Here is a 23,446-nt window from a genome sequence, read left to right on the forward strand (position 1 = left end):
CGAGGCGTATCGGCGGGCTGAGCGATGCGTGCCGAGTATTCGGCGGGCCGTGAAGTACCGGCCCCGGGAAGCGTTTTCGCGTACGGCGCCGCCGCCGGTCTGCTCGCCGACCGGCTCCTCGGCGACCCCCGGCGCGGCCATCCGGTCGCGGGTTTCGGGCGGGTCGCGGGCGCCGTCGAGCGTCTGCTGTGGCATGACCACCGGGGCTGGGGCGCGCTGCACGCCGTCGTGTGCGCCGGGGGTGCGGCCGGGGTGGCCGCTCTCGTCTCGCGCGGACTGCGGGACCGTACGGCCGCGTCCGTCGTCCTGACCGCCGCCGTCACCTGGACCGTGGTGGGCGGTACGTCGCTGGGGCGCGAGGCGCGCGCCGTGGGCGGGGCGCTGGCGGCCGGTGACGTGGAGGTCGCGCGGGAGTGGCTGCCGCGGCTGTGCGGGCGGGACCCGCAGAGCCTGGACGAGCAACAGATCGCCCGCGCCGTCGTGGAGTCCGTCGCCGAGAACACCTCGGACGCCGTCGTGGGAGCCCTGGTCTGGGGCGCGTTCGGCGGGGTGCCGGGGCTGGTCGCGTTCCGCGCCGTCAACACGCTGGACGCGATGGTCGGGCACCGTTCGCCGCGCCATCTGCGCTTCGGCTGGGCCTCGGCGCGGCTGGACGACGTGGCCGGCTGGCCGGGAGCCCGGCTGACGGCCGCGCTGGCGGCGGTGGCGGGCGGCGCGCCCGCGCGGGCGCTCGGCGTGGTGCGGCGCGACGCGGGCCGCCATCCGAGCCCCAACGCGGGCCCCGTGGAAGCGGCGTTCGCGGGCGCGCTGGGCGTGCGGCTCGGCGGCACCCTCGCGTACGGCGGACGGGTCGAGCACCGGCCGGTCCTGGGCGGCGGGGGACGGCCGGTCGAGGTGGCCGACATCGAGCGGGCGGTCCGGCTGTCGCGCCGCGTCGGCGCGCTCGCGCTCGGCGTCTGCGTGGCCGGGCGGCTGCTGGCCGGCAACCTCCTGAAGAGGAGGGCCCGATGAGCGAGGGGTCGATGGGCGGAGGGCGAAGGCGCGGCGGCGGGCTGCTCGTCGCGGGCACCACCTCCGACGCCGGAAAGAGCGTCGTCACGGCGGGCATCTGCCGCTGGCTCGTACGCCGGGGCGTGAAGGTGGCGCCCTTCAAGGGGCAGAACATGTCGCTGAATTCGTTCGTGACGCGCGAGGGCGCCGAGATCGGCCGGGCGCAGGCGATGCAGGCGCAGGCCGCGCGCGTCGAGCCGACGGCGCTGATGAATCCCGTCCTGCTCAAACCCGGCAGCGACCGCAGCAGTCAAGTGGTGCTGATGGGGCGGCCGGTGGGTGAACTGAGCGCCCGCGGCTACCACGGCGACGGCGCGGGCCCCGGCCGCCAGGAGACGCTGCTCGGCACCGTCGTGGAGTGCCTGGAGGAGCTGCGGAGCACGTACGACGCGGTGATCTGCGAAGGCGCCGGCAGTCCGGCCGAGATCAATCTGCGGCGTACCGACATCGTCAACATGGGTGTCGCGCGGGCGGCCCGGCTGCCGGTCGTCGTGGTCGGCGACATCGACAGGGGCGGCGTCTTCGCGTCGTTCTTCGGTACGACGGCGCTGCTGAGCCCCGAGGACCAGGCGCTGATCGCCGGTTATCTCGTCAACAAGTTCCGCGGCGACGTGTCGTTGCTGGAGCCGGGTCTGGAGATGCTGCGCGGGCTGACCGGCCGCGCCACGTACGGTGTGCTGCCCTTCCGGCACGGTCTGGGCATCGACGAGGAGGACGGCCTGCGGGTCTCGCTGCGCGGCGCCGTACGCGAGTCGGTGGTGGCACCTCCGTACGGAGAAGAGGTCCTGCGGGTCGCCGTCTGCGCGGTGCCGCTGATGTCCAACTTCACCGACGTGGACGCGCTGGCGGCCGAACCGGGCGTCGTGGTGCGGTTCGTGGACCGCCCCGACGAGATCGCCGACGCGGACCTGGTGATCGTCCCCGGCACACGCGGCACGGTCCGCGCGCTGGCCTGGCTGCGCGAGCGCGGTCTCGCCGACGCGCTGCTGCGGCGCGCCGCCGAGGGTCGCCCGGTCCTCGGGATCTGCGGCGGCTACCAACTCCTCGGCGAGCACATCGAGGACGACGTCGAGTCCCGCGCGGGCGCCGTCGCCGGACTGGGACTGCTGCCCGTACGCGTCGAGTTCGCCCGCGAGAAGACCCTGGCGCGGCCCGTCGGCGAGGCGCTGGGCGAGCGCGTCGAGGGATACGAGATCCACCACGGCGTCGCCTCCGTGGAAGGCGGCGACCCGTTCCTCCTCGACAGCGGCGGACGCCGCCTCGACGGGTGCCGCTCGGGCCAGGTGTGGGGTACGCACTGGCACGGCTCGCTGGAGAGCGACGGCTTCCGGCGCGCCTTCCTGCGCGCCGTGGCCACGGCGGCGGGGCGCCGTTACGTACCCGCCCCCGACACCTCGTTCGCCACGCTGCGCGAGGAGCAGCTCGACCTCCTCGGAGATCTGATCGAAGAACACGCGGACACGGACGCGCTGCTGCGACTGATCGAGTCGGGCGCCCCGTCAGGACTTCCCTTCATCGCACCTGGAGCGCCATGACCACCGCGCCTGTCAACAGCCCCGCACCGAGCGTGCTGTTGCTGTCCACCGCCGATACGGATCTGCTGGCGGCCCGTGCCTCGGGCGCCCCGTATCTCATCGGCAACCCGAACCGCGTCGACCCCGACGGGGACCTGCCCGCGCTGATCGCGGGCGCGCGGATCGCCGTCGTACGCCTGCTCGGCGGCAAGCGCGCCTGGGAGGACGGTCTCGCGGCGCTCGCCGCGTCCGGCATCCCGACCGTGCTGCTGGGCGGCGAGTCCGTACCGGACGCGGAGCTGATGGCCGACTCGTCGGTGCCCGCCGGTGTGGTGGCCGAGGCACTGCGCTATCTCGTCGAGGGCGGGCCGGAGAACCTGGCGGAGCTGGCGCGGTTCCTCTCCGACACCGTGCTGCTCACCGGCGAGGGGTTCGAGGCGCCGCGCACGATGCCCGAGTGGGGCGTGCACGGCGAGCGCGCCTCCGTGGAAGGCCGGCCGACGGTCGCGGTCCTCTTCTACCGCGCGCACCATCTCTCCGGGAACACCTCCTTCGTGGACGTGCTCTGCGACCGCGTCGAGGAGCGGGGCGCCAACGCCCTACCCGTCTACTGCGGTTCACTGCGCGGCGCCGATCCCGCCCTGTACGAACGGCTCGGTGCGGCGGACGCGCTGATCGCGACCGTCCTCGCCGCAGGCGGCACGCGCGCGTCGGACGCGTCGGCGGGCGGCGACGACGAGGCGTGGGACATCGGGGCGCTGGCCGATCTCGACGTGCCCGTCCTGCAAGGGCTCTGTCTGACGTCGTCGCGGGCCGCCTGGGACGCGTCGGACGCCGCGCTGTCCCCCATGGACGCGGCGATGCAGGTCGCGATCCCGGAGTTCGACGGGCGGCTGATCACGGTCCCGTTCTCCTTCAAGGAGGAGGGCCCGGACGGGGTCCCGGTGTACGCCGCCGACCCCGAGCGGGCCGGCCGGGTCGCCGGGATCGCGGTGCGGCACGCGCGGCTCGCGCACAAGCCGAACGCGGAGAAGAAGCTGGCCGTGGTCTTCACGGCGTACCCGACGAAGCACTCACGCGTCGGCAACGCGGTCGGTCTCGACACCCCCGCGTCGGCGGTACGGGTGCTGGACGCCCTGCGCGACGCCGGTTACGCGGTGGGGGACGGCGCGGACGGGCACCCCGACAACGGTGACGAGCTGATCCACCGGCTCATCAACGCCGGTGGCCACGACGTGGAGTGGCTGACCGAGGAGCAGTTGGCCGTGGCGCCCGCGCGGGTGCCGCTGGCCGACTACCGCGCCTGGTTCGACAAGCTGGAGCCTGGGCTGCGCGCGAGCATGCTGGAGCACTGGGGCGAGCCGCCGGGCTCGCTGTACGTGGACGGCGACGACATCGTGCTGGCGTCGCTCCGGTTCGGGAACGTCGTGGTGATGATCCAGCCGCCGCGCGGCTTCGGCGAGAACCCGATCGCGATCTACCACGATCCGGACATGCCGCCGTCGCACCACTACATGGCGGCGTACCGCTGGCTGGAGACGGCCGCCACGGAGAACGGTTTCGGCGCGGACGCGATCATCCACATGGGCAAGCACGGCACGATGGAGTGGCTGCCCGGCAAGGGACTCGGTCTCTCGGCGGGCTGCGGCCCGGACGCGGTGCTCGGCGAACTGCCGCTGATCTATCCGTTCATCGTCAACGACCCCGGCGAGGGCACCCAGGCCAAGCGGCGCGGCCACGCCACCGTCGTGGACCATCTGGTGCCGCCGATGGCGCGCGCCGACACCTACGGGGACCTGGCCAAGCTGGAGCAACTGCTCGACGAGTACGCGCTGGTCAGCGATCTGGACCCGACGAAGGCGCCGACGGTGCGCGCGCAGATCTGGACGCTCGTCAAGGCCGCCGAGCTGCACCACGACCTGCATGTGGACGAGCAGCCGGACGACGACGACTTCGACTCGTTCGTCATGCATGTCGACGGCTATCTGTGCGAGATCAAGGACGTCCAGATCAGGGACGGCCTGCACATCCTCGGCGGCGGCCCGCAGGGTGAGGCCCGCGTCAATCTGGTGCTCGCCGTGCTGCGCGCCTCGCAGGTGTGGGGCGGCGAGGCGAACGCGCTGCCGGGTCTGCGGGCGGCGCTCGCCGAGCATTTCGGGCTGGTCGAGAAGGAGTTGCTGGGCGAGCCCGGCGCGCCGGTGAAGGTGCCGGTGGAGCTGACGGACCTGGTCGCGGGTCCGGCCAGGTCGGCGGCCGACGCGATCGATCTGCTGGAGCAGCTGTGCCGGCGGCTCGCGGAGGGCATGGAGGAGCGCGGCTGGGAGCTGTCGGCGGCGGCGCCGCTGGCCGGGGAGGTACTGGGGCACGAACTGCCGTCGGCGGTGGCCGTGTTGGGCTTCGCCTGTACGGAGGTGGTGCCGAGGCTGGCCCGTACGACGGACGAGATCGACAACATCCTGCGCGCGCTGAACGGCGGTTTCGTCCCGGCAGGCCCGTCCGGGTCGCCGACGCGCGGGCTGGTGAACGTGCTGCCGACGGGCCGCAACTTCTACTCCGTCGACCCCAAGGCCATTCCGTCGCGGCTTTCCTGGGAGGTCGGCCAGTCCCTCGCGGACTCGCTGGTGGCCCGGTATCTGGCCGACACGGGCGCCTACCCGGCGTCGGTGGGGCTGACCGTGTGGGGCACGTCCGCGATGCGCACCCAGGGCGACGACATCGCCGAGATCCTGGCGCTGCTGGGGTGTCGGCCGGTGTGGGACGACGCGTCGCGGCGGGTCAGCGGCTTCGAGATCGTCCCCGTGGCTGAGCTGGGCCGGCCCCGGATCGATGTGACGGTACGGATCTCGGGCTTCTTCCGGGACGCCTTCCCGCATGTGGTGGGGCTGATCGACGACGCCGTGCGGGCGGTGGCCGAGCTGGACGAGCCGGCCGAGTCCAACTACGTACGGGCCCACGCGGATCAGGACACGGCCGAGCACGGCGACCGGCGACGGGCGACGGCGCGGATCTTCGGGTCGAAGCCGGGCGCGTACGGGGCGGGGCTGCTGCCGCTGATCGACGCGCGGAACTGGCGGTCGGACGCGGATCTGGCCGAGGTGTACGCGGTGTGGGGCGGTTACGCGTACGGGCGCGGGCTCGACGGGCGGGCGGCGCGCGGCGACATGGAGACGGCGTTCCGGCGGATCAAGGTGGCGGCGAAGAACGTCGACACGCGGGAGCACGATCTGGTCGACGCCGACGACTACTTCCAGTACCACGGCGGCATGGTCGCGATGGTGCGGCATCTGACGGGTGAGTCGCCCGAGGCGTATGTGGGCGACAGCGCGACCCCGGACCAGATCAAGACGCGCACGCTGGGCGAGGAGACGCACCGGGTGTTCCGGGCGCGGGTGGTCAACCCGCGCTGGATGGCGGCGATGCGGCGCCACGGCTACAAGGGCGCGTTCGAGATGGCGGCGACCGTGGACTACCTCTTCGGGTACGACGCCACGGCCGGGGTCGTGGACGACTGGATGTACGAGAAGTTGTCGGCGGAGTACGTCTTCGCGCCGGAGAACCAGGAGTTCATGCGGCAGTCTAACCCGTGGGCCCTGAGGGGGATCACGGAGCGGCTGCTGGAGGCGGCGGAGCGCGGGCTGTGGGCGGAGCCGGACGAGCGGACGCTGGAGCGGCTGCGGGCGACGTATCTGGAGCTGGAGGGCGATCTGGAGGGCGGCGGCGAATGAGAACGGTCCCGGGCGCCGCCGGAGCCGGCTTCCGGACGCCGGACGCGCCGAACACGCTGACCCATGCCATGGAGGCACTGTGAGTACGCCATACCCCTTCACCGCGATCGTCGGGCAGGACGATCTGCGGCTCGCGCTGCTGCTCAACGCCGTCTCCCCCGCCGTGGGCGGGGTGCTGGTGCGCGGCGAGAAGGGCACCGCGAAGAGCACCGCCGTGCGCGCCCTCTCGGTTCTCATACCGGAGGTGTCCGTCGTCGTCGGGTGCCGGTTCTCGTGTGATCCGGGGGCTCCCGACCCGGCGTGTCCCGACGGGCCGCACGAGGGCGGCGGCGGCGCGGCGCGGCCCGCGCGGATGGTCGAACTGCCCGTCGGCGCCTCCGAGGACCGGCTCGTCGGTGCGCTCGACATCGAGCGGGCGCTGGCCGAGGGCGTGAAGTCGTTCGAGCCGGGGCTCCTCGCGGACGCGCACCGTGGCGTGCTGTACGTCGACGAGGTCAACCTCCTCCACGACCATCTGGTGGACCTTCTGTTGGACGCCGCCGCGATGGGCGCCTCCTATGTGGAGCGTGAGGGCGTCTCCGTACGGCACGCCTCCCGCTTCCTGCTGGTGGGGACGATGAATCCCGAGGAGGGCGAGCTGCGACCGCAGTTGCTCGACCGGTTCGGGCTGACCGTCGAGGTCGCCGCGTCGCGGGAGCCGGATCTGCGGGTCGAGGTCGTACGGCGGCGGCTCGCGTACGACGACGACCCCGCCGCGTTCACCGCGCGGTGGGCCGGGGAGGAGAACGAGCTGCGGGCGCGCATCGTGGCCGCGCGGGCGCTGCTGCCCGAGGTACGCCTCGGGGACGCCGCGCTGCGGCAGATCGCGGCGACGTGCGCCGCGTTCGAGGTGGACGGCATGCGGGCCGACATCGTGATGGCGCGGACGGCGACGACGCTCGCCGCGTGGGCGGGCCGCACGGTCGTGCTGGCCGAGGACGTACGGCAGGCGGCCCTGCTGGCGCTCCCCCACCGCAGGCGCCGCAACCCCTTCGACGCGCCGGGCCTGGACGAGGAGAAGCTGGACGACACGCTGGAGGAGTTCGGCGGCGGGGACGTCGACAGCGGGGGCGACAGGGACGACGAGGGCGACCGGGACGACTCCCCGGACGACGATCCGGACCCGGACGGGCCCGGAGGCGGCGGGCAGCCGCCGCAGGACGGGCCCCCCGAGGCTCCGCAGGACTCGCCCGCCGCCCAGCCGCAGCCGGCCGAGGGCGACGAGGCGGGCCCGCCACCGGCATCCGGCGGCGGTGAGAGGTCCGCCGTACGGTCCGCCGAGCCCTTCCGTACGAAGGTGCTCAGCGTGCCCGGTCTCGGTGAGGGTGCGTCGGGGCGCCGTTCGCGGGCCCGTACCGACCACGGCCGTACGACCGGGGCCCGGCGGCCCCGGGGGACGCTCACCAAGCTGCACCTGGCGGCGACCCTCCAGGCCGCCGCCCCGCACCAGCGGGCGCGCGGGCGTTCGGGGCACGGGCTGGTGGTGCGGCGTGACGATCTGCGGCAGGCGGCCCGCGAGGGACGCGAGGGGAATCTGGTGCTGTTCGTGGTGGACGCCTCCGGGTCGATGGCCGCGCGGCAGCGCATGTCCGCCGTGAAGGGCGCGGTGCTGTCGCTGCTCCTGGACGCGTACCAGCGGCGCGACAAGGTCGGTCTGGTCACCTTCCGTGGGAGGGACGCCACGGTGGCGCTGCCGCCGACCTCGTCGGTCGACGCGGCGGCCGTACGGCTGGAGACGCTGCCCACGGGCGGGCGCACCCCGCTGTCCGCCGGGCTCATGAAGGCGCACGACGTCCTGCGGGTGGAGCGCATGCGCGATCCCGCGCGGCGCCCGCTGCTCGTCGTGGTCACGGACGGGCGGGCGACGGGCGGGCCGGACCCGGTGGCGCTCGGTGGGCGCGCGGCGCGGCTGCACGCCGCCGAGGGCACGGCGTCGGTGGTCGTGGACTGCGAGTCGGGGCCGGTACGGCTCGGGCTGGCGGTCGCGCTCGCGGGCGATCTGGGCGGTACCGCCGTCACGCTCGACGAGCTGCGCGCCGACAGCGTCGCGGGACTGGTCAGGGACGTACAGGGCGCTGTCCGGGGCGCGCGGGGCTCACGCGGGAGGGCAGCCTGATGCCGCAGGGACAGCCGGCCGCGGTGCCGGACGACGGGCTCACTACCCGCCAGCGCCGCAACCGCCCCCTGGTCGTGGTCCACACGGGCATCGGCAAGGGCAAGTCGACGGCGGCGTTCGGGCTCGCGCTGCGAGGCTGGACGCAGGGGTGGCCGATCGGGGTGTTCCAGTTCGTCAAGTCGGCGAAGTGGAAGGTCGGCGAGGAGCACGCGCTGAAGGTGCTGGGGGCGAGCGGCGAGGGCGGTTCGGTCGCCTGGCACAAGATGGGCGAGGGCTGGTCCTGGGTGCAGCGCGACAGCCAGCTGTCCAACGAGGACGCCGCGCGTGAGGGCTGGGAGCAGGTCAAGCGAGACCTGGCAGCGCAGACGTACCAGCTTTACGTGCTGGACGAGTTCACGTACCCGATGCACTGGGGCTGGGTGGACACCGACGAGGTCGTGCGGGTGCTGCGGGAGCGGCCGGGGATACAGCATGTCGTGATCACCGGGCGGAACGCACCGGAGGCGCTGGTCGAACTCGCCGATCTGGTCACCGACATGACGAAGGTCAAGCATCCGATGGACGCGGGGCAGAAGGGGCAGAGGGGCATCGAGTGGTGAACACCCCCTCGCGGACGGGTGTGGTGTCCGTACCGAGGCTCGTCATCGCCGCGCCGGCGTCCGGCAGCGGCAAGACCACGGTCGCCACCGGGCTGATGGCGCTCCTCGCCGCGCGCGGTCTCGCCGTGTCGCCGCACAAGGTCGGACCCGACTACATCGACGCGGGCTACCACACGCTGGCGACGGGGCGGCCGGGCCGCAACCTCGACGCGTACCTGTGCGGCACGGAGCTGATCGGCCCGCTCTTCGCACACGGCGCGGCGGGCTGCGACGTGGCCGTGGTCGAGGGCGTGATGGGGCTGTACGACGGCGCCGCCGGGCAGGGCGAACTCGCGTCCACCGCCCAGGTGGCGAAGCTGCTGCGGGCGCCGGTGGTGCTCGTCGTGGACGCGTCGTCGCAGTCCCGGTCGGTGGCGGCCCTGGTGCACGGATTCGCGTCGTGGGACCCGCAGGTGCGCATCGGCGGGGTGATCCTCAACAAGGTCGGGTCCGACCGGCACGAGGAGCTGCTGCGCGAGGCGCTGGACGAGTCGGGGGTGCCGGTGCTGGGGGTGCTGCGGCGCGCGGCCGAGATCGAGACGCCGTCGCGGCATCTGGGGCTGGTGCCGGTAGCGGAGCGGCGCGACGACGCGGTGTCGGTGGTGCGGGGGCTGGCGGAGCGGGTGCGGGCGGGGTGTGACGTGGAGGGGCTGCTCCGGCTCGCGCGCAGCGCGCCTCCTTTGGAGGTGGAGGTGTGGGACGCAGGCTCCGCCCCGGACCCCGCTCCTCGAACGACGGAGCGGCCGACGGTGGCCGTGGCCGGTGGGGCCGCGTTCACCTTCTCGTACGCCGAGCACGCCGAGCTGCTGCGCGCCGCCGGCGCCGATGTCGTCGTCTTCGATCCCCTCCGGGACGAGCGACTGCCCCCGGGGACGAGGGGGTTGGTCATCGGTGGCGGGTTTCCGGAGGTGTACGCGCCCGAGTTGGGCGCCAACGAGCCCCTCCGTAAGGCCGTCGCCGAACTGGCCAGCTCCGGCGCCCCCGTGGCCGCCGAGTGCGCCGGGCTGCTCTATCTGGCGCGGTCGCTCGACGGGGCGCCGATGTGCGGCGTGCTCGACGCCGACGCGCGGATGTCGGAGCGGCTGACGCTCGGGTACCGGGAGGCCGTCGCCGTCGGGGACAGCGTCCTGGCGGCGGCGGGGACCCGGCTGCGGGGGCACGAGTTCCACCGGACGGTGCTCGAACCGGGCGCCGGTGCGGCGCCCGCCTGGGGCCTGGTGCGGCCCGAGCGCCGCGTGGAGGGGTTCGTACAGCGGGGGGTGCACGCCAGCTATCTGCATACGCACTGGGCGGCGGCGCCCGGTATGGCACGGAGATTCGTCGAAAGGTGCGTGGCATGAGCGGCAACGGTCCGGCGGGCGGCAGACTCGTCGGGGTCGGCGTGGGGCCCGGAGACCCCGAACTGGTGACGGTGAAGGGCGTGCGGTGCCTGCGGGAGGCCGATGTCGTGATCGTCCCCGTGATGGCGGCGCCCGACGGTACGGACGGCGGGGAGCCCGGCCGGGCCGAGGCGACCGTGCTTCACCACGTCGGCGCCGAGAACGTCGTACGGATCGTCTTCGCGCTCAACGAGCGCGCGGACCGTGCCCGCCGCGAGGCCGCCTGGGACGCGGCGGGCCGGCGCGTCGCCGAGCTGCTGCGCGCGCATCCTCACGGAAGCGTGGCGTTCGCGACGATCGGCGACCCGAACGTCTACTCCACGTTCACCTATCTCGCGCAGACGATCGGTGAGCTGGTGCCGGGGACGGTCGTGGAGACCGTTCCGGGGATCACCGCCATGCAGGACCTCGCCGCGCGCGGAGCGGTCGTACTGGCCGAGGGGACCGAGCCGTTGACGCTGGTGCCGGTGACGGCGGGCGCCTCCGTACTGAAGGACGCGCTGGACGGCCCCGGCACGGTCGTGGCGTACAAGTTCGGGCGGCTGGCGGGCGAGGTCGCCACGGCGCTGCGGGAGACCGGCCGTACGGAGGGCGCGGTGTGGGGGTCGGCGCTCGGGCTGCCGGAGGAGTCGATCCGGCCCGCGTCGGAGCTGGAGCGGGGGCCGTTGCCGTATCTCTCGACGCTCATCGCGCCGGCGCGGCGCGACGGCGGGCGCGGGGGCAAGCTGTGAGCGCGTATCGCACCGGCGGGCCCGGCTCAGCCCGCCAGCGCCACCACCAGCCAGATGAACCCGACGCCGCCGACGGTGCACAGCAGGGTGGACAGGGCCGGGTGCTCGTGGTGCGCCTCGGGAAGGATCTCGGCGGCGGCCAGATACAGCAGCGCGCCACCGAAGAACCCGAGGTAACTGCCGAGAAGTTCCTCCGGAAGGGTGAACAGCAGCGTGGACGCGGCGCCGACGACGGGCGCGACCGCGTCGGCGAGGAGCATCGCGAGGGCCCTGCGACGGTCGTTCCCGTAGAGGCTGGTGAGCGTGTACGTGTTGAATCCGTCGGCGAAGTCGTGGGTGATGACGGCGAGCGCGACTGTCGCGCCCATGCCGCCGCCGACCTGGAACGCGGCGCCGAGCGCGATGCCGTCCATGAGGCTGTGCAGGACCATCGCCGCCGCCGCCGTCAGTCCCACCTCGGGCGCCCGCTCCATCCTTCCGGCGGCCGCGCCGTGACCGTGCGGGCCCGCGCCGTCCGGCGCGCCGTGCGCGGCCCGGCGTACGGCCAGCAGCCGCTCCACGACGTGCGCGAAGAGGAATCCGCCGACGAACAGCAGGAGCGCGCGGTGTACGCCGAGGAAGTCCTCGCCGGCCACCTCCATCGCTTCGGGCAGCAGTTCGAGACCGACCACGCCGAGCATCAGCCCGCCGGCCAGGCCGAGTACCAGATGGCGGCGGTCGGTGACGCGCTGCGCCGTCCAGCCGCCGAAGAGCGTCATGAGGAACGCGCCGAGCGCGACGAACACCGCCATGCGCCCTTGCTAGCCGATCGGACCCCCGGTCCGCACGTTCATGTTCACCCCTTCCGCTCCCCCGCCCCGTTGACCCGCGAGGATCGCCGCTCATGACCGACACCGACGCCATGACCGGCACCGGCACCACCACCACCACCGGCAAGGTGACCTTCGTCGGGGCCGGCCCCGGCGCCGCCGACCTGCTGACCTTCCGCGCCGCACGCGCCATCGCCGCCGCCGACGTCGTCATCTGGGCGGCGAGCCTGGTGCAGCCCGAGGTACTCGACCACGCGCGCGAGGGCGCCGAGATCCTCGACTCGGCGGCGCTTTCCCTGGAGGACGTCGTCGCCGTGTACGAACGGGCGGTGCGCGACGGCCTGAAGGTCGCCCGCATCCACTCCGGCGACCCGGCCCTCTGGGGAGGTACGCAGGAGCAGGTCGACCGCTGCGACGCGCTCGGTCTGGAGGTGGAGATCGTGCCGGGCGTCTCGTCGTTCTCGGCCGTCGCCGCCGCCGCGGGACGGGAGTTGACGATCCCGGAGGTCGCGCAGTCGGTGATCCTGACCCGGCTGGGCGGCGGGAAGACGCCGATGCCGCCCGGTGAGGAGGTACGGGAGTTCGCCAGGCACGGCACCACGATGGCGGTGTTCCTGTCGGCCGCGCGGTCGGGACAGCTCACCCAGGAGCTTCTGGAGGGCGGCTATCCGACGTCGACTCCGGTCGTCGTCGCCCACCAGGTGACCTGGCCGGAGGAGTTGGTCGTGAGCTGCACCCTCGGCACGCTGGAGGAGACCGTCAAGGAGCACAAGCTCTGGAAGCACACGCTGTTCCTGGTGGGGCCCGCGCTGTCCGCGTCGGGGACCCGCTCGCACCTCTACCATCCGGGGCATTTCCACGGCTTCCGGCGGGCCGACCCGGCGGCCCGCAAGGCTCTGCGCGAGGAGCGGGCACGGGGCGCCGCGCGGTGATCACGGTCATCGGTACGGGGACGGGGACGCCGCTCTGCGCGGACTCCCTGCGCGCGCTGGCCGAGGCGACGCTGGTCGTCGGCGGGCGACGGCATCTCAAGGAGGCCGCGGCGGAGGCCGGACTTCCCGAGCGGATCTCCCGCGTGGTGCTCGGGCCGCTGGCACCGGCGCTCGACGTGATCGCGCGGCACCACGCCGACGAGGGCGCCGGCCGCGTCGTGGTGCTGGCCTCCGGCGACCCCGGGCTGTTCGGGATCGTACGGGCGCTGGCCGGTCGCTTCGGGCCCGAGGCGCTCGACGTACGGCCCGCCGCCCCGTCGGTCGCCGTGGCGTTCGCCCGGGTCGGCCTGCCGTGGGACGACGCGGTCGTCGTCAGCGCGCACGGACGCGACCTCCGTACGGCGGTCAACGTCTGCCGCGCGCATCCCAAGGTGGCCGTACTGACCGGTCCGGGAGCGGGACCGGCCGAGCTGGGCGCGGCGCTCGCGGACACGGGTCTCGCGCGCACGTTGGTCGTCGCGTCCGCGCTGGGCGACCCGGACGGCGAGCGGGTCGAGCACGTGTCCCCCGCCGACGCGGCGGTCCGCGCCTGGCCGGAGCCGCTCAGTGTGGTGCTCTGCCTGGACGACGCACGGGCGCGGGCACACGCCCCGGTGCCGCGCACGCTGGCCGGGCGCGGGCCGGGGCCGGCGCGCTGGGCCCTGGGCGAGGAGGAGTTCGCGCACCGCGACTCGATGATCACCAAGTTCGAGGTGCGTGCGCTGGCGCTGGCCAGGCTCGGGCCGAGGACGGGCGATCTGGTGTGGGACGTCGGCGCGGGCTCGGGGTCGGTGGCCGTGGAGTGCGCGCGGTTCGGTGCGGCGGCGGTCGCGGTGGAGAAGTCGTCCGACGGTGTCGGGCGGGTCCGCGCCAACGCCCTGGCGCACGGCGTGGACGTCCAGACCGTGCACGGGTCCGCGCCCGCGGCGCTGGACCGACTGCCCGATCCGGACGCCGTGTTCGTCGGTGGCGGGGGCCGTGAGCTGCCCGCGATCGTCACGGCGTGCGCGCGCCGGGCGCGCCGGACGGTCGTGGTGTCGGTGGCCGCGCTGGACCGGGTGGGGGCGGTGCGGGAAGCGCTGTCGTCGGCCGGGTTCGCGACCGGCGGCGTACTGCTGCACTCCTCGCGGCTCGCGCCGCTGCCCGGCGAGGTGACCCGGCTCGCGGCCACCAACCCCGTCTTCCTGCTGTGGGGCGACCGCCCCGCGGCGGATCCCCATCCCGAGCAAGGAGCGACCCAGTGATCGGCCTGATCTCCGCCACGGCGGCGGGCGCCTCGGCCCGCGACCGGCTGGCCGCGGCCTGGCCCGGCCGTACCCGCGTCTACGAAGGCCCGGTGCGCGAGGCCGTGGAGCGCGCGTTCGCCGAGTGCGAGCAGTTGGTGTGCTTCCTGGCCACGGGGGCGACGGTACGGCTGCTGGCCCCCCTCCTGACCGACAAGGCGTCGGACCCGGGCGTCGTGTGCGTGGACGAGGGGGGCCGCTACGCGGTGTCGCTCCTCGGCGGCCACGGCGGCGGAGCCAACTCCCTTGCGACGGAGGTCGGCTCCGCCCTTGCCGCGACCCCGGTGATCACGACGGCGACGGACGCCACGGGCATCCCGGGCCTCGACACACTGGGCCTCCCCACGGAGGGCGCGGTGGCGACGGTGACCCGCGCGATCCTCGACGGCACCCCGGTGACCCTGCACGCGGACGCGGTGTGGCCGCTCCCGCCGCTCCCCCCGAACGTGAGGCGGGGCGCGCCGCTCGGCGGGGGCGAGGGCGACTCAGGTGGGCCCGGCGGGGCTCTGGCCGCGGAGCGGGTGATATCCGGCGCGCCGGAGGGCGTCGCGCCGCGCCCGGCCTCGCGCGCGCACCGGCCGACCGCTGGGGCGCCGGGAGCCCAGACACCGCTGGTCGCGGCCCCGGACCAGCCCGGCGCGGCCCTGGCCGCGGAGCGGCCGGTGGTCGGGCCGGACACGGCCGGGACGTCTGCGGACGTCGACGCGCCCGCGCACACCGGGCCGTCGCCGGGTGGCACAAGCCCGGAGGGCCCGGTGCCGCCGACGCCCGGCAGCACCGGGCCCCGGCTGCTCGTCACCGATCGGACCGTGGACCTCGGCCCGGCCGATGTCGTGCTTCGGCCGCCGTCGCTCGTCGTCGGGGTCGGTGCCAGCCGGGGCGTGGGGGTCGACGAGGTGTACGGGCTCGTCCGGGACGTGCTGCGGGACGCCGGGCTCTCCGTGCTGAGCGTCGTGGAGTTGGCGACCGTCGACGCCAAGGCCGACGAGCCCGGCATCGTCGGGGCGGCCGCGAGGCTCGGGGTGCCCGTGCGGACGTATCCGGCGGACACGCTGGCCGCCATCGCCGTGCCCAACCCGTCGGACGCGCCGCTCGCCGCCGTCGGTACCCCGTCGGTCGCCGAGGCCGCCGCGCTCGCCGCCGGGCGCGGCGGTGAACTCCTCGTACCGAAGCGGAAGTCCACCCCCGAGGGGCGGGCCGCGATGGCCACGTGTGCCGTCGTGCGCCGTGCGCCGCGCGGGCGGCTCGCCGTCGTCGGGCTCGGCCCCGGCGCGCGGGACCTGCTGACGCCGCGGGCGACGGCCGAGCTGCGGCGCGCGTCGGTGCTCGTCGGGCTCGACCAGTACGTCGACCAGATCAGGGACCTGCTGCGGCCCGGCACGCGCGTCGTGGAGTCGGGTCTCGGCCGCGAGGAGGAACGCGCCCGTACGGCGGTGACCGAGGCACAGGCGGGCCACGCGGTGGCCCTCGTCGGCAGCGGCGACGCGGGCGTGTACGCCATGGCGTCGCCCGCGCTCGCCGAGGCCGCCGACGACATCGAGGTGGTCGGCGTACCGGGCGTGACCGCCGCGCTGGCCGCCGCCGCGATACTCGGCGCGCCCCTCGGCCACGACCACGTCTCGATCAGCCTGAGCGACCTGCACACTCCGTGGGAGGTCATCGAACGCCGCGTCCGCGCGGCGGCCGAGGCGGACATCGTGGTGACCTTCTACAACCCGCGCAGCCGGGGCCGGGACTGGCAACTGCCCAAGGCCCTCGCCCTGCTGGCGGAGCACCGTACGGCGACGACACCCGTCGGAGTCGTACGCAACGCGTCCCGCCCCGACGGCACCAGCCGTCTCACCACGCTCGCCCGGCTCGATCCGGCGACGGTGGACATGATGACTGTGGTGACGGTGGGCAACACGGCCACGCGTGAGATCGCGGGCCGCATGGTGACGCCACGGGGCTACCGGTGGCAGTCGGAAGGAGCCCGGTGAACCCGCGGGACCGAGTCGTCCATCCCATCGAGGAGGAGTCGTTCCGCAGGCTGCGCGCCCGCGTCGACACCTCCCACTTCGCGCCGCTGACCCGCGCGGTCGTGGAGCGCGTCGTCCACTCGGCGGCCGATCCGGCGTATGTGACCGATCTCGTCTGCGACGAGGCCACGCTGTCCGCCGGACACGGCGCGCTGCACGCGGGCGCGCCGGTCGTCGCCGATGTGGAGATGGTCGCCGCCGGGATCACCCGTCGCACCGCGGTCTGCCGTCTCAAGGAGGCTGTTTCGGGTCCGGGGCTGACCCGTTCCGCGCACGCGGTGCGCCTGGCCTACGAGCAGGTGGGGCCGGGCGCGGTCTGGGTGATCGGCTGCGCCCCCACCGCACTTGAGGAGCTGCTGCTCCTGGACGCCGCGCCCGCGCTCGTGATCGGGCTGCCGGTCGGCTTCGTCGGCGCCGTCGAGTCGAAGGCGGCGCTGCGCGAGAGCGGGCTGCCGTCGGTGTCCAACATCTCGGAGAAGGGCGGCTCCGCCGTGGCCGCCGCCGCGCTCAACGCCCTGCTCTACCACCCGTACGACCCGCCCCATCACCACCAGCTCGCCAAGGAGAACGCGTGACCACCCCCGGACCCGCACTGCTCATCGCCGGCCACGGCACCAGGGACGCGGGGGGCGCCGAGGCCTTCCGTGAGTTCGTACGGGAGTTGGGCAGGCGCCACCCCGAACTGCCCGTCGCGGGCGGCTTCATCGAGCTCTCCGCACCGCCCATCGGCGACGCCGTGACCGAACTCGTCGAGCGGGGCGTCACCCGGTTCGCGGCGGTCCCGCTGATGCTGGTGTCCGCCGGGCACGCCAAGGGCGACATACCGGCCGCGCTGAAGCGCGAGAAGGAGCGGCACCCGGGGATCTCGTACACCTACGGCCGTCCGCTGGGCCCGCACCCCGGTCTGCTCACGGTCCTCGAACGGCGTCTGGACGAGGCGCTGGCGGCCTCGGCGGGTTATGACGGTGACAGGTCGGAGGTGACCGTCCTGCTCGTGGGGCGCGGTTCGACCGACCCCGACGCCAACGCGGAGGTGCTGAAGGCGGCGCGGCTTCTTTGGGAGGGTCGCGGTTACGCGGGCGTGGAGACGGCCTTCGTGTCACTGGCCGCGCCGGACGTGCCGAGCGGGCTGGACCGCTGCGTACGGCTCGGGGCGCGCCGGATCGTGGTCCTGCCGTACTTCCTGTTCACCGGGATCCTGCCGGAGCGCGTGCTGCGCCAGACACAGGAGTGGGCGGCGGCGCATCCGGAGACCGAGGTGGCGTCGGCCGATGTGGTGGGCCCGACCGAGGAGTTGCTGGATCTGGTCATGGAGCGCTACCGCGAGGCGGTCCGGGGCGATCTGCGGATGAACTGCGACTCGTGCGTCTACCGCGTCGCGCTGCCCGGCTTCGAGGACAAGGTGGGGGCTCCGCAGCAACCGCACTTCCACCCGGACGACGACGGTCACGACCACGGCCATCACCACGGCCACGGCAGTCATGCGCACGCGCACTGACTCCCCGGAGACCCGGCACGACCTGCGTCACCACGGCGACGCCGAAGTGCGGGACGACGGCGCGGAGTTGACCGACCTCGCGGTCAACGTCCGCCCCGGCACTCCCCCGGACTGGCTGCGCGAGCGGATCGCCGCGTCGCTCACCGGTCTCGCCGCCTATCCGGACGGGCGGGCCGCGCGGGCCGCCGTGGCCGCCCGGCACGGACTGCCGGTGGAGCGCGTGCTGCTGACGGCGGGCGTCGCGGAGGCGTTCGTACTGCTCGCCCGCGCCCTCGCGGCGCGCCGCCCCGTCGTGGTGCATCCGCAGTTCACGGAGCCGGAGGCGGCGCTGCTCGGCGCCGGGCACACCGTGCGGCGGGTACTGCTCGACGCGGGTGACGGCTTCCGGCTGGACCCGGCCGCCGTGCCCGAGGACGCGGATCTGGTGGTCGTCGGCAATCCGACGAACCCGACGTCCGTGCTGCACCCCGCCGACGACCTCCTACGACTGGCGCGTCCGGGGCGGACGCTGGTCGTGGACGAGGCGTTCATGGACGCGGTGCCCGGGGAGCCCCAGGCGCTGGCGGGGCGACGCGACGTGCCGGGGCTCGTGGTGCTGCGCAGCCTCACCAAGACGTGGGGGCTCGCCGGTCTGCGGATCGGCTACGCGCTGGCGGATCCGGTGACGGTCGCGACGCTCGCGGCGGCCCAGCCGCTCTGGCCGGTCTCGACGCCCGCGCTGGCCGCCGCAGAGGTGTGCATGACGCCCGCCGCGCTCGCGGAGGCGGAGTCGGCCGCACGGCGTACGGCGGCGGAGCGGGCCCATCTGCTGGCGGGGCTGGCCGGGTTCGACGGTGTGCGCGCCGTCGAGCCGGCGGCGGGACCCTTCGTCCTCGTGACGATGGACTCGGCCACGGCCGTACGGGAGCGGCTGCGCGAGCTGGGCTTCGCGGCGCGGCGCGGCGACACGTTTCCGGGGCTCGGGCCTCGGTGGCTGCGGCTCGCGGTGCGGGACCGGGCGACGACGGACCGTTTCCTGCGGGCGCTCGGCCAGACCCTGGAGGCGGTGCGCCCCTGAGGACAGGCGTTCCGTCCTCAGAGGCCGTAAGAGGCCCTCGGAGGCCTTGAGGGGCCGGACGGGCTCACGCCCTGCCCGTCCCGGCCCCTGAGGACACGTGCGGCGCCTCAGCTCCTGCCGCGCGCCCGCACCAGCACCAGTGAGCCGCCGCCCACGGCGAGCAGCAGCACGGCTCCACCCGCCAGATACGGCGTCGTGGAACTGCCGCCCGTCTCCGCCAGGTTCTCGGGGACCGGCTCGCCGGCGGTCTGCGGTACGACGCCCTCCTTCTCCGGTTCCGGCCGCTCCCGCTTCACCGGTGCGGCGGGCGCCTCGCAGGTGGCCTCGGCGAGCGTGACGGTGCCCTGGACGTCGGCGACGTTCAGCTTGAGCGGGTTCACCGCGACCCGCAGTTCGAGGGCGGTCGCCGCGGCCGTACGGGAGGTGGTCCGTGTCTGCGACAGGTCGAGCGTCACCTCACCGACGCCCGGCACCTCGACGCGGGTCGGTCCGCCCGCGGAGAGCGTGACCTTCTTACCGAGGACGGTGACGGCGCCGAGCAGGTTGGATTCGGCGACGGGCTCGGCGCCCGCCTCGCAGAGCGCCTTGGAGGTGACTTCCCGCACCTCGATGAGCGACAGCAGCGGCAGACCCGGCACATGCACCTTGGCGTGGGCGATGTTGGCGTACCCCTCGGCCTTGTGCTCGTCGACGGTGGCCCGCGCGGTGGCGACGTCGGCGCGCAGCACGGTGAACGGCTTGCCCTGGTCGACCCCGTCGAGTTCGACGGTCAGCGCGGTCCTGTCCGCGTCGGCAGGTGCCTGCACCTCGTTGAGCGCCGCCCGCAGCGGTACCTGGACCGACTTGTTGAGCAGGGACACGTCGAGCCCGGTCCGCAGAACGACCGCGCTCGCCCTGCCCTTTCCGCCGCTCGCTCCGGTTCCTCCGGTGGCCTGCGCCGGGGCGGCGAGCACGACGGGACCCGCCACCAGGGCCGCGACGGCGGCCAGTGCGGCGGAACGGCGCGCGGGCATGCGGAAGACATTGCTGTTCAAGATGGTGGAACCCCCACAGAGATTTGACGTCGCCGACCGGCCGGCACGGGGACACGTGGGCGGCGGTGGCGACCGAGACACCGGAATCCTTACGCACCGAGAGTGAACCGGCGGACACCTGGGGTGAGTTCACTCCAAAGTGGGATTTCCGTGCCGACGTTCGAATCAGCGGGTACGGGCGTTCCTTCGGGCCACCCGCACGGGGGGTGTGGAGTCGCGCGGGAGCCGGTTCCGGCGGGCGCACGTCGGGCGTACGGCGCGCGCCGCGCCGTCGACGCGGCGAGCGCGGCGCCGCCAACCTCAGCCCACGACCCGCCCGTTGAGCACGATCCGCCGCGGCTCCGCCAGCACCCGCACATCCACCCTCGGGTCCTCGTCGAACACCACCAGATCGGCCGGAGCGCCCTCCTCGAGGCCCGGACGGCCCAGCCAGGCCCGCGCACCCCAAGCGGTCGCCGACAGGGCCTCCAGCGGCGGAATACCGGCTTTCACCAACTCCGCGACCTCGTCGGCCACCAGGCCGTGCGCCAGGGAGCCGCCCGCGTCGGTGCCGACGAAGACCGGGATCCCGGCGTCGTACGCGTCACGGACGGTGTCGTAACGCCGCGCGTGCAGCCGCCGCATATGGGCCGACCAGCGTGGGAACTTGCTCTCGCCGCCGGCGGCGAGGTCGGGGAAGGTGGCGATGTTGACCAGCGTCGGGACGATCGCGACGCCACGCTCGGCGAAGAGCGGGATCAGGTCGTCGGTGAGGCCCGTCGCGTGCTCGACGCAGTCGATCCCGGCCTCGACCAGGTCGCGCAGGGCGACGTCGGCGAAGCAGTGCGCCGTCACCCGGGCGCCGAGCCGGTGTGCCTCGGCGATCGCCGCCCCGACCTCGGCGCGCGGCCAGCACGCGGTCAGATCGCCCGCCTCGCGGTCGATCCAGTCGCCGACGAGCTTGACCCAGCCGTCGCCGCGCCTGGCCTCCTGGGCGACGAAGGCGACGAGGTCGCCCGGCTCGATCTCATGGGCGAAGTTACGGATGTAGCGGCGGGTGCGGGCGATGTGCCGGCCGGCCCTGATGATCTTCGGCAGGTCGTCGCGGTCGTCGATCCACCGGGTGTCCGACGGCGATCCCGCGTCCCTCAGGAGCAGCGTGCCGGCATCCCGGTCCGTGAGGGCCTGCTTCTCGCTCGTCGCCTCGTCCACCGGGCCGTGGGTGTCCAGACCGACATGACAGTGGGCGTCGACCAGACCGGGCACGGCCCAGCCGCGGACGGTGCGGACGTCACGCGCGCCGGAGGGACGCTCGTAGCTCGTTCGGCCGTCGACGACCCACAGCTCGTCCCTGACGTCGTCAGGGCCGACGAGCACCCGCCCCTTCACATGCAGCACCGCGCGATCAGTCATGGGCGGAACTTTACGAGGCGCTGAGTACCCTCGACGAGGGAGTGTCCGAACACCGTTCGAGCGGCATGCGGGGCGCTCCCCTTCCGCCGCCGAACACATCCGTCCGACCCGAAGAGAGCACACCTCCGTGACCCACCCGCTGCTGGACCTCGCCCCCCTCACCCCCGCCCACTTCGCGGCCGTCGAGCGACGGGTCGCCGCACTGCTCGACACCGAGCAGGACGTGGTGATCACCCAGGGTGAGGCGCTGCTTCCTCTGGAGGGCTGCGTCCGGGGCGGCGCCCGCGCCGGTTCGACCGCGCTGAACGTCGTCACCGGTCCGTACGGCCAGACCTTCGGTGGCTGGCTCCGCGACTGCGGCGCCGCCGTCGTCGACCTGGAGGTGCCCTTCCACGCTGCGGCGAGCGCCGAGCAGGTCGAGCGGGCGCTGGCGGAGCATCCGGAGATCGACTTCGTGTCGCTGGTCCACGCCGAGGCGGCCACGGGCAACACCAACCCCGTGGCCGAGATCGGCGAGGCCGTCCGGGCCCACGGGGCCCTGTTCATGCTGGACGCCGTCGCGTCCGTGGCGGCCGAGCCGCTGCTCCCGGACGCCTGGGGCGTCGACCTGTGCGTGATCGGCGCGCAGAAGGCCATGGGCGGCCCGGCCGGGGTCTCCGCCGTGTCGGTGAGCGCCCGTGCGTGGGAGCGGCTGGCCGCGAACCCGGGGGCGCCGCGCCGCTCGTACCTCTCGCTCCTCGACTGGAAGGAGCGCTGGATCGACACCGGCCGCAAGGCCCTGCCGCACGCCCCCGCCCAGCTGGAGATGCTGGCCCTGGACGCGTGCCTCGAGCGCATCGAGAGGGAGGGGCTCGTCACCCGGATGGCGGCGCACGCGTCGGCCGCCGCGGCCACCCGCGCGGGCGCGCTCGCACTCGGCGGTGGCCTTGAGCCGTTCGTGTACTCCGTGCGGGACGCGGCGCCGGTGGCCACCACGCTGCGCACCCCGGCCGGCGTGGACGCCGCGGGGCTGGTCGCCGCGGCCCTGGCGGCCGCTCCCTCGCTGCCGCTGATCGCCGGCGGCGGGGCGCTGTCCAAGGAGATGATCCGGGTCAACCACTACGGCTCCGACGCCACGCGTGACGCGGTGCGGGCCTCGCTCGCGGCCCTGGGGGACGCGCTCGCCGGGGCGGGCGTGGCGGTGGATCTCGCGGCGGCCGAGAAGGCAGTGTCCGACAGTTGGCCCGTCGACGCATCCTGAAATCAACGGCGACATTAATTCGAGAATACGGGAATGAATTCTGCTCCACACAGCTTCCCGTATTCGTCTGCCCGCTTTTTTTGATCCTAAACACCAAGGTTTCAACAACGGTCACAACGTAATTCCGGTGCAGGTCGAGAGCGTTACGCATATGTGACCGAGTACACAAGCGCGCCCGTCTTGCCCGAAAGCTCCCGGTCAAACCGGGTCAGATCGCCTCTCCGTCGTGTTGGCGCACACGCCCGCGTGATAACACACATCAAGTCGCCGCCCAACCCCTGCTGACGATGCGATTTCCGAATTAGCTCGGTAAATTAAATAGACATGACTGCCGCCCAAGCAGACCTTGCAGGTGTCCGAAGCGAATTCACGCGATCCTTCCGGATCGACGCCCCACGAGTGGAGGACGGAGCCGCGATCTGGCGCATCGCCCGCGACTCCGAGGTACTCGACCTGAACTCCTCGTACAGCTATCTGCTGTGGTGTCGTGACTTCGCCGCGACGTCCGTCGTGGCCCGCGACACCCGCACCGACGCCCCCTCCGACACCGACACGGGCTCCGTCTCCGGCTCGGACGGGGCTCCCATCGCCTTCGTCACGGGCTACATCAGGCCCGAGCGCCCCGAGGCCCTGGTCGTCTGGCAGGTGGCCGTCGACCGCGCCCACCGCGGCAAGGGCCTCGCCGGCACCCTGCTGGACGCACTCACGCGACGGGTCACCAAGGAGCAGGGGATCACCTCTGTGGAGACGACCGTCACGCCCGACAACATCGCGTCGGACCGTATGTTCCACGCCTACTCCGAGCGTCATGGCGCGACCCTGGAGCGCGAAGTGCTCTTCGACGGCGGACTCTTCCCCGACGAAGGACACCAGCCCGAGGTGCTGTACCGGATCGGCCCGCTCACGACCTGAGCGCCCGACCCCCCGCCCCTCCGCCTCTCTTCCACACCCC

The 23,446-nt window shown here is 73.9% G+C and carries 18 protein-coding genes; 15 read left to right on the top strand and 3 right to left on the bottom strand.

Annotated features, from left to right (window positions below; genetic code table 11):
* Positions 1–24: 24 nt before the first annotated feature.
* The 7 genes from ACFWHU_RS05070 to cobI all read left to right on the top strand — a co-directional run bounded on the left by ACFWHU_RS05070 (position 25) and on the right by cobI (position 11,192).
* Entirely contained in the window at positions 25–1,011 is a 987-nt protein-coding gene (locus tag ACFWHU_RS05070; RefSeq protein ID WP_385794605.1) for a cobalamin biosynthesis protein, read from the top strand.
* On the top strand, positions 1,008–2,585 hold the full coding sequence (locus ACFWHU_RS05075; protein ID WP_387224022.1) for a cobyric acid synthase: 1,578 nt from the start codon (positions 1,008–1,010) through the stop codon (positions 2,583–2,585). The genes ACFWHU_RS05070 and ACFWHU_RS05075 overlap by 4 nt, the downstream gene beginning before the upstream one ends.
* Positions 2,582–6,289: a cobaltochelatase subunit CobN gene (gene cobN / locus ACFWHU_RS05080; RefSeq protein WP_387224023.1), complete on the top strand. Its 3,708-nt coding sequence runs from the start codon at positions 2,582–2,584 to the stop codon at positions 6,287–6,289. The genes ACFWHU_RS05075 and cobN overlap by 4 nt, the downstream gene beginning before the upstream one ends.
* A 79-nt stretch (positions 6,290–6,368) precedes the next feature.
* Positions 6,369–8,444 (top strand): putative cobaltochelatase, encoded by a 2,076-nt coding sequence (locus ACFWHU_RS05085; RefSeq protein ID WP_385794613.1) that lies wholly within the window; start codon positions 6,369–6,371, stop codon positions 8,442–8,444.
* A complete protein-coding gene (cobO, locus tag ACFWHU_RS05090; protein ID WP_387224024.1) occupies positions 8,444–9,043 on the top strand; it encodes a cob(I)yrinic acid a,c-diamide adenosyltransferase in 600 nt (199 codons plus the stop codon). The genes ACFWHU_RS05085 and cobO overlap by 1 nt, the downstream gene beginning before the upstream one ends.
* A gap of 20 nt (positions 9,044–9,063) precedes the next feature.
* Positions 9,064–10,422, top strand: coding sequence for a cobyrinate a,c-diamide synthase (locus ACFWHU_RS05095; RefSeq protein WP_387224451.1), 1,359 nt, complete (start codon positions 9,064–9,066; stop codon positions 10,420–10,422).
* Positions 10,419–11,192 (top strand): precorrin-2 C(20)-methyltransferase, encoded by a 774-nt coding sequence (gene cobI / locus ACFWHU_RS05100; protein ID WP_387224025.1) that lies wholly within the window; start codon positions 10,419–10,421, stop codon positions 11,190–11,192. The genes ACFWHU_RS05095 and cobI overlap by 4 nt, the downstream gene beginning before the upstream one ends.
* Positions 11,193–11,218: 26 nt before the next feature.
* Here cobI and ACFWHU_RS05105 read toward each other — a convergent pair whose 3' ends face one another.
* Positions 11,219–11,983: a ZIP family metal transporter gene (locus ACFWHU_RS05105; protein ID WP_385794621.1), complete on the bottom strand. Its 765-nt coding sequence runs from the start codon at positions 11,981–11,983 to the stop codon at positions 11,219–11,221.
* Between the two features lie 92 nt (positions 11,984–12,075).
* On the opposite strand from ACFWHU_RS05105, the gene cobM reads away from it, so the two are divergent.
* From cobM to cobC, 6 genes are read left to right on the top strand one after another with little or no spacing between them, the layout of a single operon-like run.
* Positions 12,076–12,933, top strand: a complete 858-nt coding sequence (gene cobM / locus ACFWHU_RS05110; RefSeq protein ID WP_387224026.1) for a precorrin-4 C(11)-methyltransferase — start codon at positions 12,076–12,078, stop codon at positions 12,931–12,933.
* Positions 12,930–14,216 (top strand): precorrin-6y C5,15-methyltransferase (decarboxylating) subunit CbiE, encoded by a 1,287-nt coding sequence (gene cbiE / locus ACFWHU_RS05115; protein ID WP_387224027.1) that lies wholly within the window; start codon positions 12,930–12,932, stop codon positions 14,214–14,216. Before cobM ends, cbiE begins: the two co-directional genes overlap by 4 nt.
* Complete coding sequence (gene cobJ, locus ACFWHU_RS05120; RefSeq protein ID WP_387224028.1) at positions 14,213–16,234, top strand: precorrin-3B C(17)-methyltransferase; 2,022 nt, start codon at positions 14,213–14,215, stop codon at positions 16,232–16,234. The genes cbiE and cobJ overlap by 4 nt, the downstream gene beginning before the upstream one ends.
* Positions 16,231–16,848, top strand: a complete 618-nt coding sequence (locus ACFWHU_RS05125; RefSeq protein WP_387224029.1) for a precorrin-8X methylmutase — start codon at positions 16,231–16,233, stop codon at positions 16,846–16,848. Before cobJ ends, ACFWHU_RS05125 begins: the two co-directional genes overlap by 4 nt.
* Complete coding sequence (locus ACFWHU_RS05130) at positions 16,845–17,771, top strand: sirohydrochlorin chelatase (RefSeq protein ID WP_385794634.1); 927 nt, start codon at positions 16,845–16,847, stop codon at positions 17,769–17,771. The genes ACFWHU_RS05125 and ACFWHU_RS05130 overlap by 4 nt, the downstream gene beginning before the upstream one ends.
* Entirely contained in the window at positions 17,755–18,828 is a 1,074-nt protein-coding gene (gene cobC, locus ACFWHU_RS05135; RefSeq protein WP_387224030.1) for an Rv2231c family pyridoxal phosphate-dependent protein CobC, read from the top strand. Before ACFWHU_RS05130 ends, cobC begins: the two co-directional genes overlap by 17 nt.
* Positions 18,829–18,935: 107 nt before the next feature.
* On the opposite strand, the gene ACFWHU_RS05140 is transcribed toward cobC, so the two are convergent.
* Positions 18,936–19,862, bottom strand: a complete 927-nt coding sequence (locus ACFWHU_RS05140; protein WP_385794638.1) for an SCO1860 family LAETG-anchored protein — start codon at positions 19,860–19,862, stop codon at positions 18,936–18,938.
* Positions 19,863–20,162: 300 nt separating this feature from the next.
* The gene (locus ACFWHU_RS05145) at positions 20,163–21,254 is read right to left on the bottom strand and encodes an amidohydrolase family protein (RefSeq protein ID WP_385794641.1); all 1,092 of its coding nucleotides are present in this window, start codon (positions 21,252–21,254) and stop codon (positions 20,163–20,165) included.
* Positions 21,255–21,381: 127 nt separating this feature from the next.
* Here ACFWHU_RS05145 and ACFWHU_RS05150 point away from each other — a divergent pair, with 127 nt between their 5' ends.
* Positions 21,382–22,494, top strand: a complete 1,113-nt coding sequence (locus ACFWHU_RS05150; protein WP_387224031.1) for an aminotransferase class V-fold PLP-dependent enzyme — start codon at positions 21,382–21,384, stop codon at positions 22,492–22,494.
* Between the two features lie 324 nt (positions 22,495–22,818).
* Positions 22,819–23,406 (top strand): diaminobutyrate acetyltransferase, encoded by a 588-nt coding sequence (gene ectA, locus ACFWHU_RS05155; RefSeq protein WP_385794645.1) that lies wholly within the window; start codon positions 22,819–22,821, stop codon positions 23,404–23,406.
* Positions 23,407–23,446: the final 40 nt, after the last annotated feature.

This window comes from Streptomyces sp. NPDC060366 (genome assembly GCF_042725135.1).
Classification (GTDB): Bacteria; Actinomycetota; Actinomycetes; order Streptomycetales; family Streptomycetaceae; genus Streptomyces.

Bases quoted from the DNA above. Each gene is read 5' to 3' on its own strand.
- ACFWHU_RS05070 (WP_385794605.1), top strand. From the start codon at position 25: ATGCGTGCCGAGTATTCGGCGGGCCGTGAAGTACCGGCCCCGGGAAGC.
- ACFWHU_RS05075 (WP_387224022.1), top strand. From the start codon at position 1,008: ATGAGCGAGGGGTCGATGGGCGGAGGGCGAAGGCGCGGCGGCGGGCTG.
- cobN (WP_387224023.1), top strand. From the start codon at position 2,582: ATGACCACCGCGCCTGTCAACAGCCCCGCACCGAGCGTGCTGTTGCTG.
- cobO (WP_387224024.1), top strand. From the start codon at position 8,444: ATGCCGCAGGGACAGCCGGCCGCGGTGCCGGACGACGGGCTCACTACC.
- cobI (WP_387224025.1), top strand. From the start codon at position 10,419: ATGAGCGGCAACGGTCCGGCGGGCGGCAGACTCGTCGGGGTCGGCGTG.
- ACFWHU_RS05105 (WP_385794621.1), bottom strand. From the start codon at position 11,983: ATGGCGGTGTTCGTCGCGCTCGGCGCGTTCCTCATGACGCTCTTCGGC.
- cobM (WP_387224026.1), top strand. From the start codon at position 12,076: ATGACCGACACCGACGCCATGACCGGCACCGGCACCACCACCACCACC.
- cobC (WP_387224030.1), top strand. From the start codon at position 17,755: ATGCGCACGCGCACTGACTCCCCGGAGACCCGGCACGACCTGCGTCAC.
- ACFWHU_RS05145 (WP_385794641.1), bottom strand. From the start codon at position 21,254: ATGACTGATCGCGCGGTGCTGCATGTGAAGGGGCGGGTGCTCGTCGGC.
- ectA (WP_385794645.1), top strand. From the start codon at position 22,819: ATGACTGCCGCCCAAGCAGACCTTGCAGGTGTCCGAAGCGAATTCACG.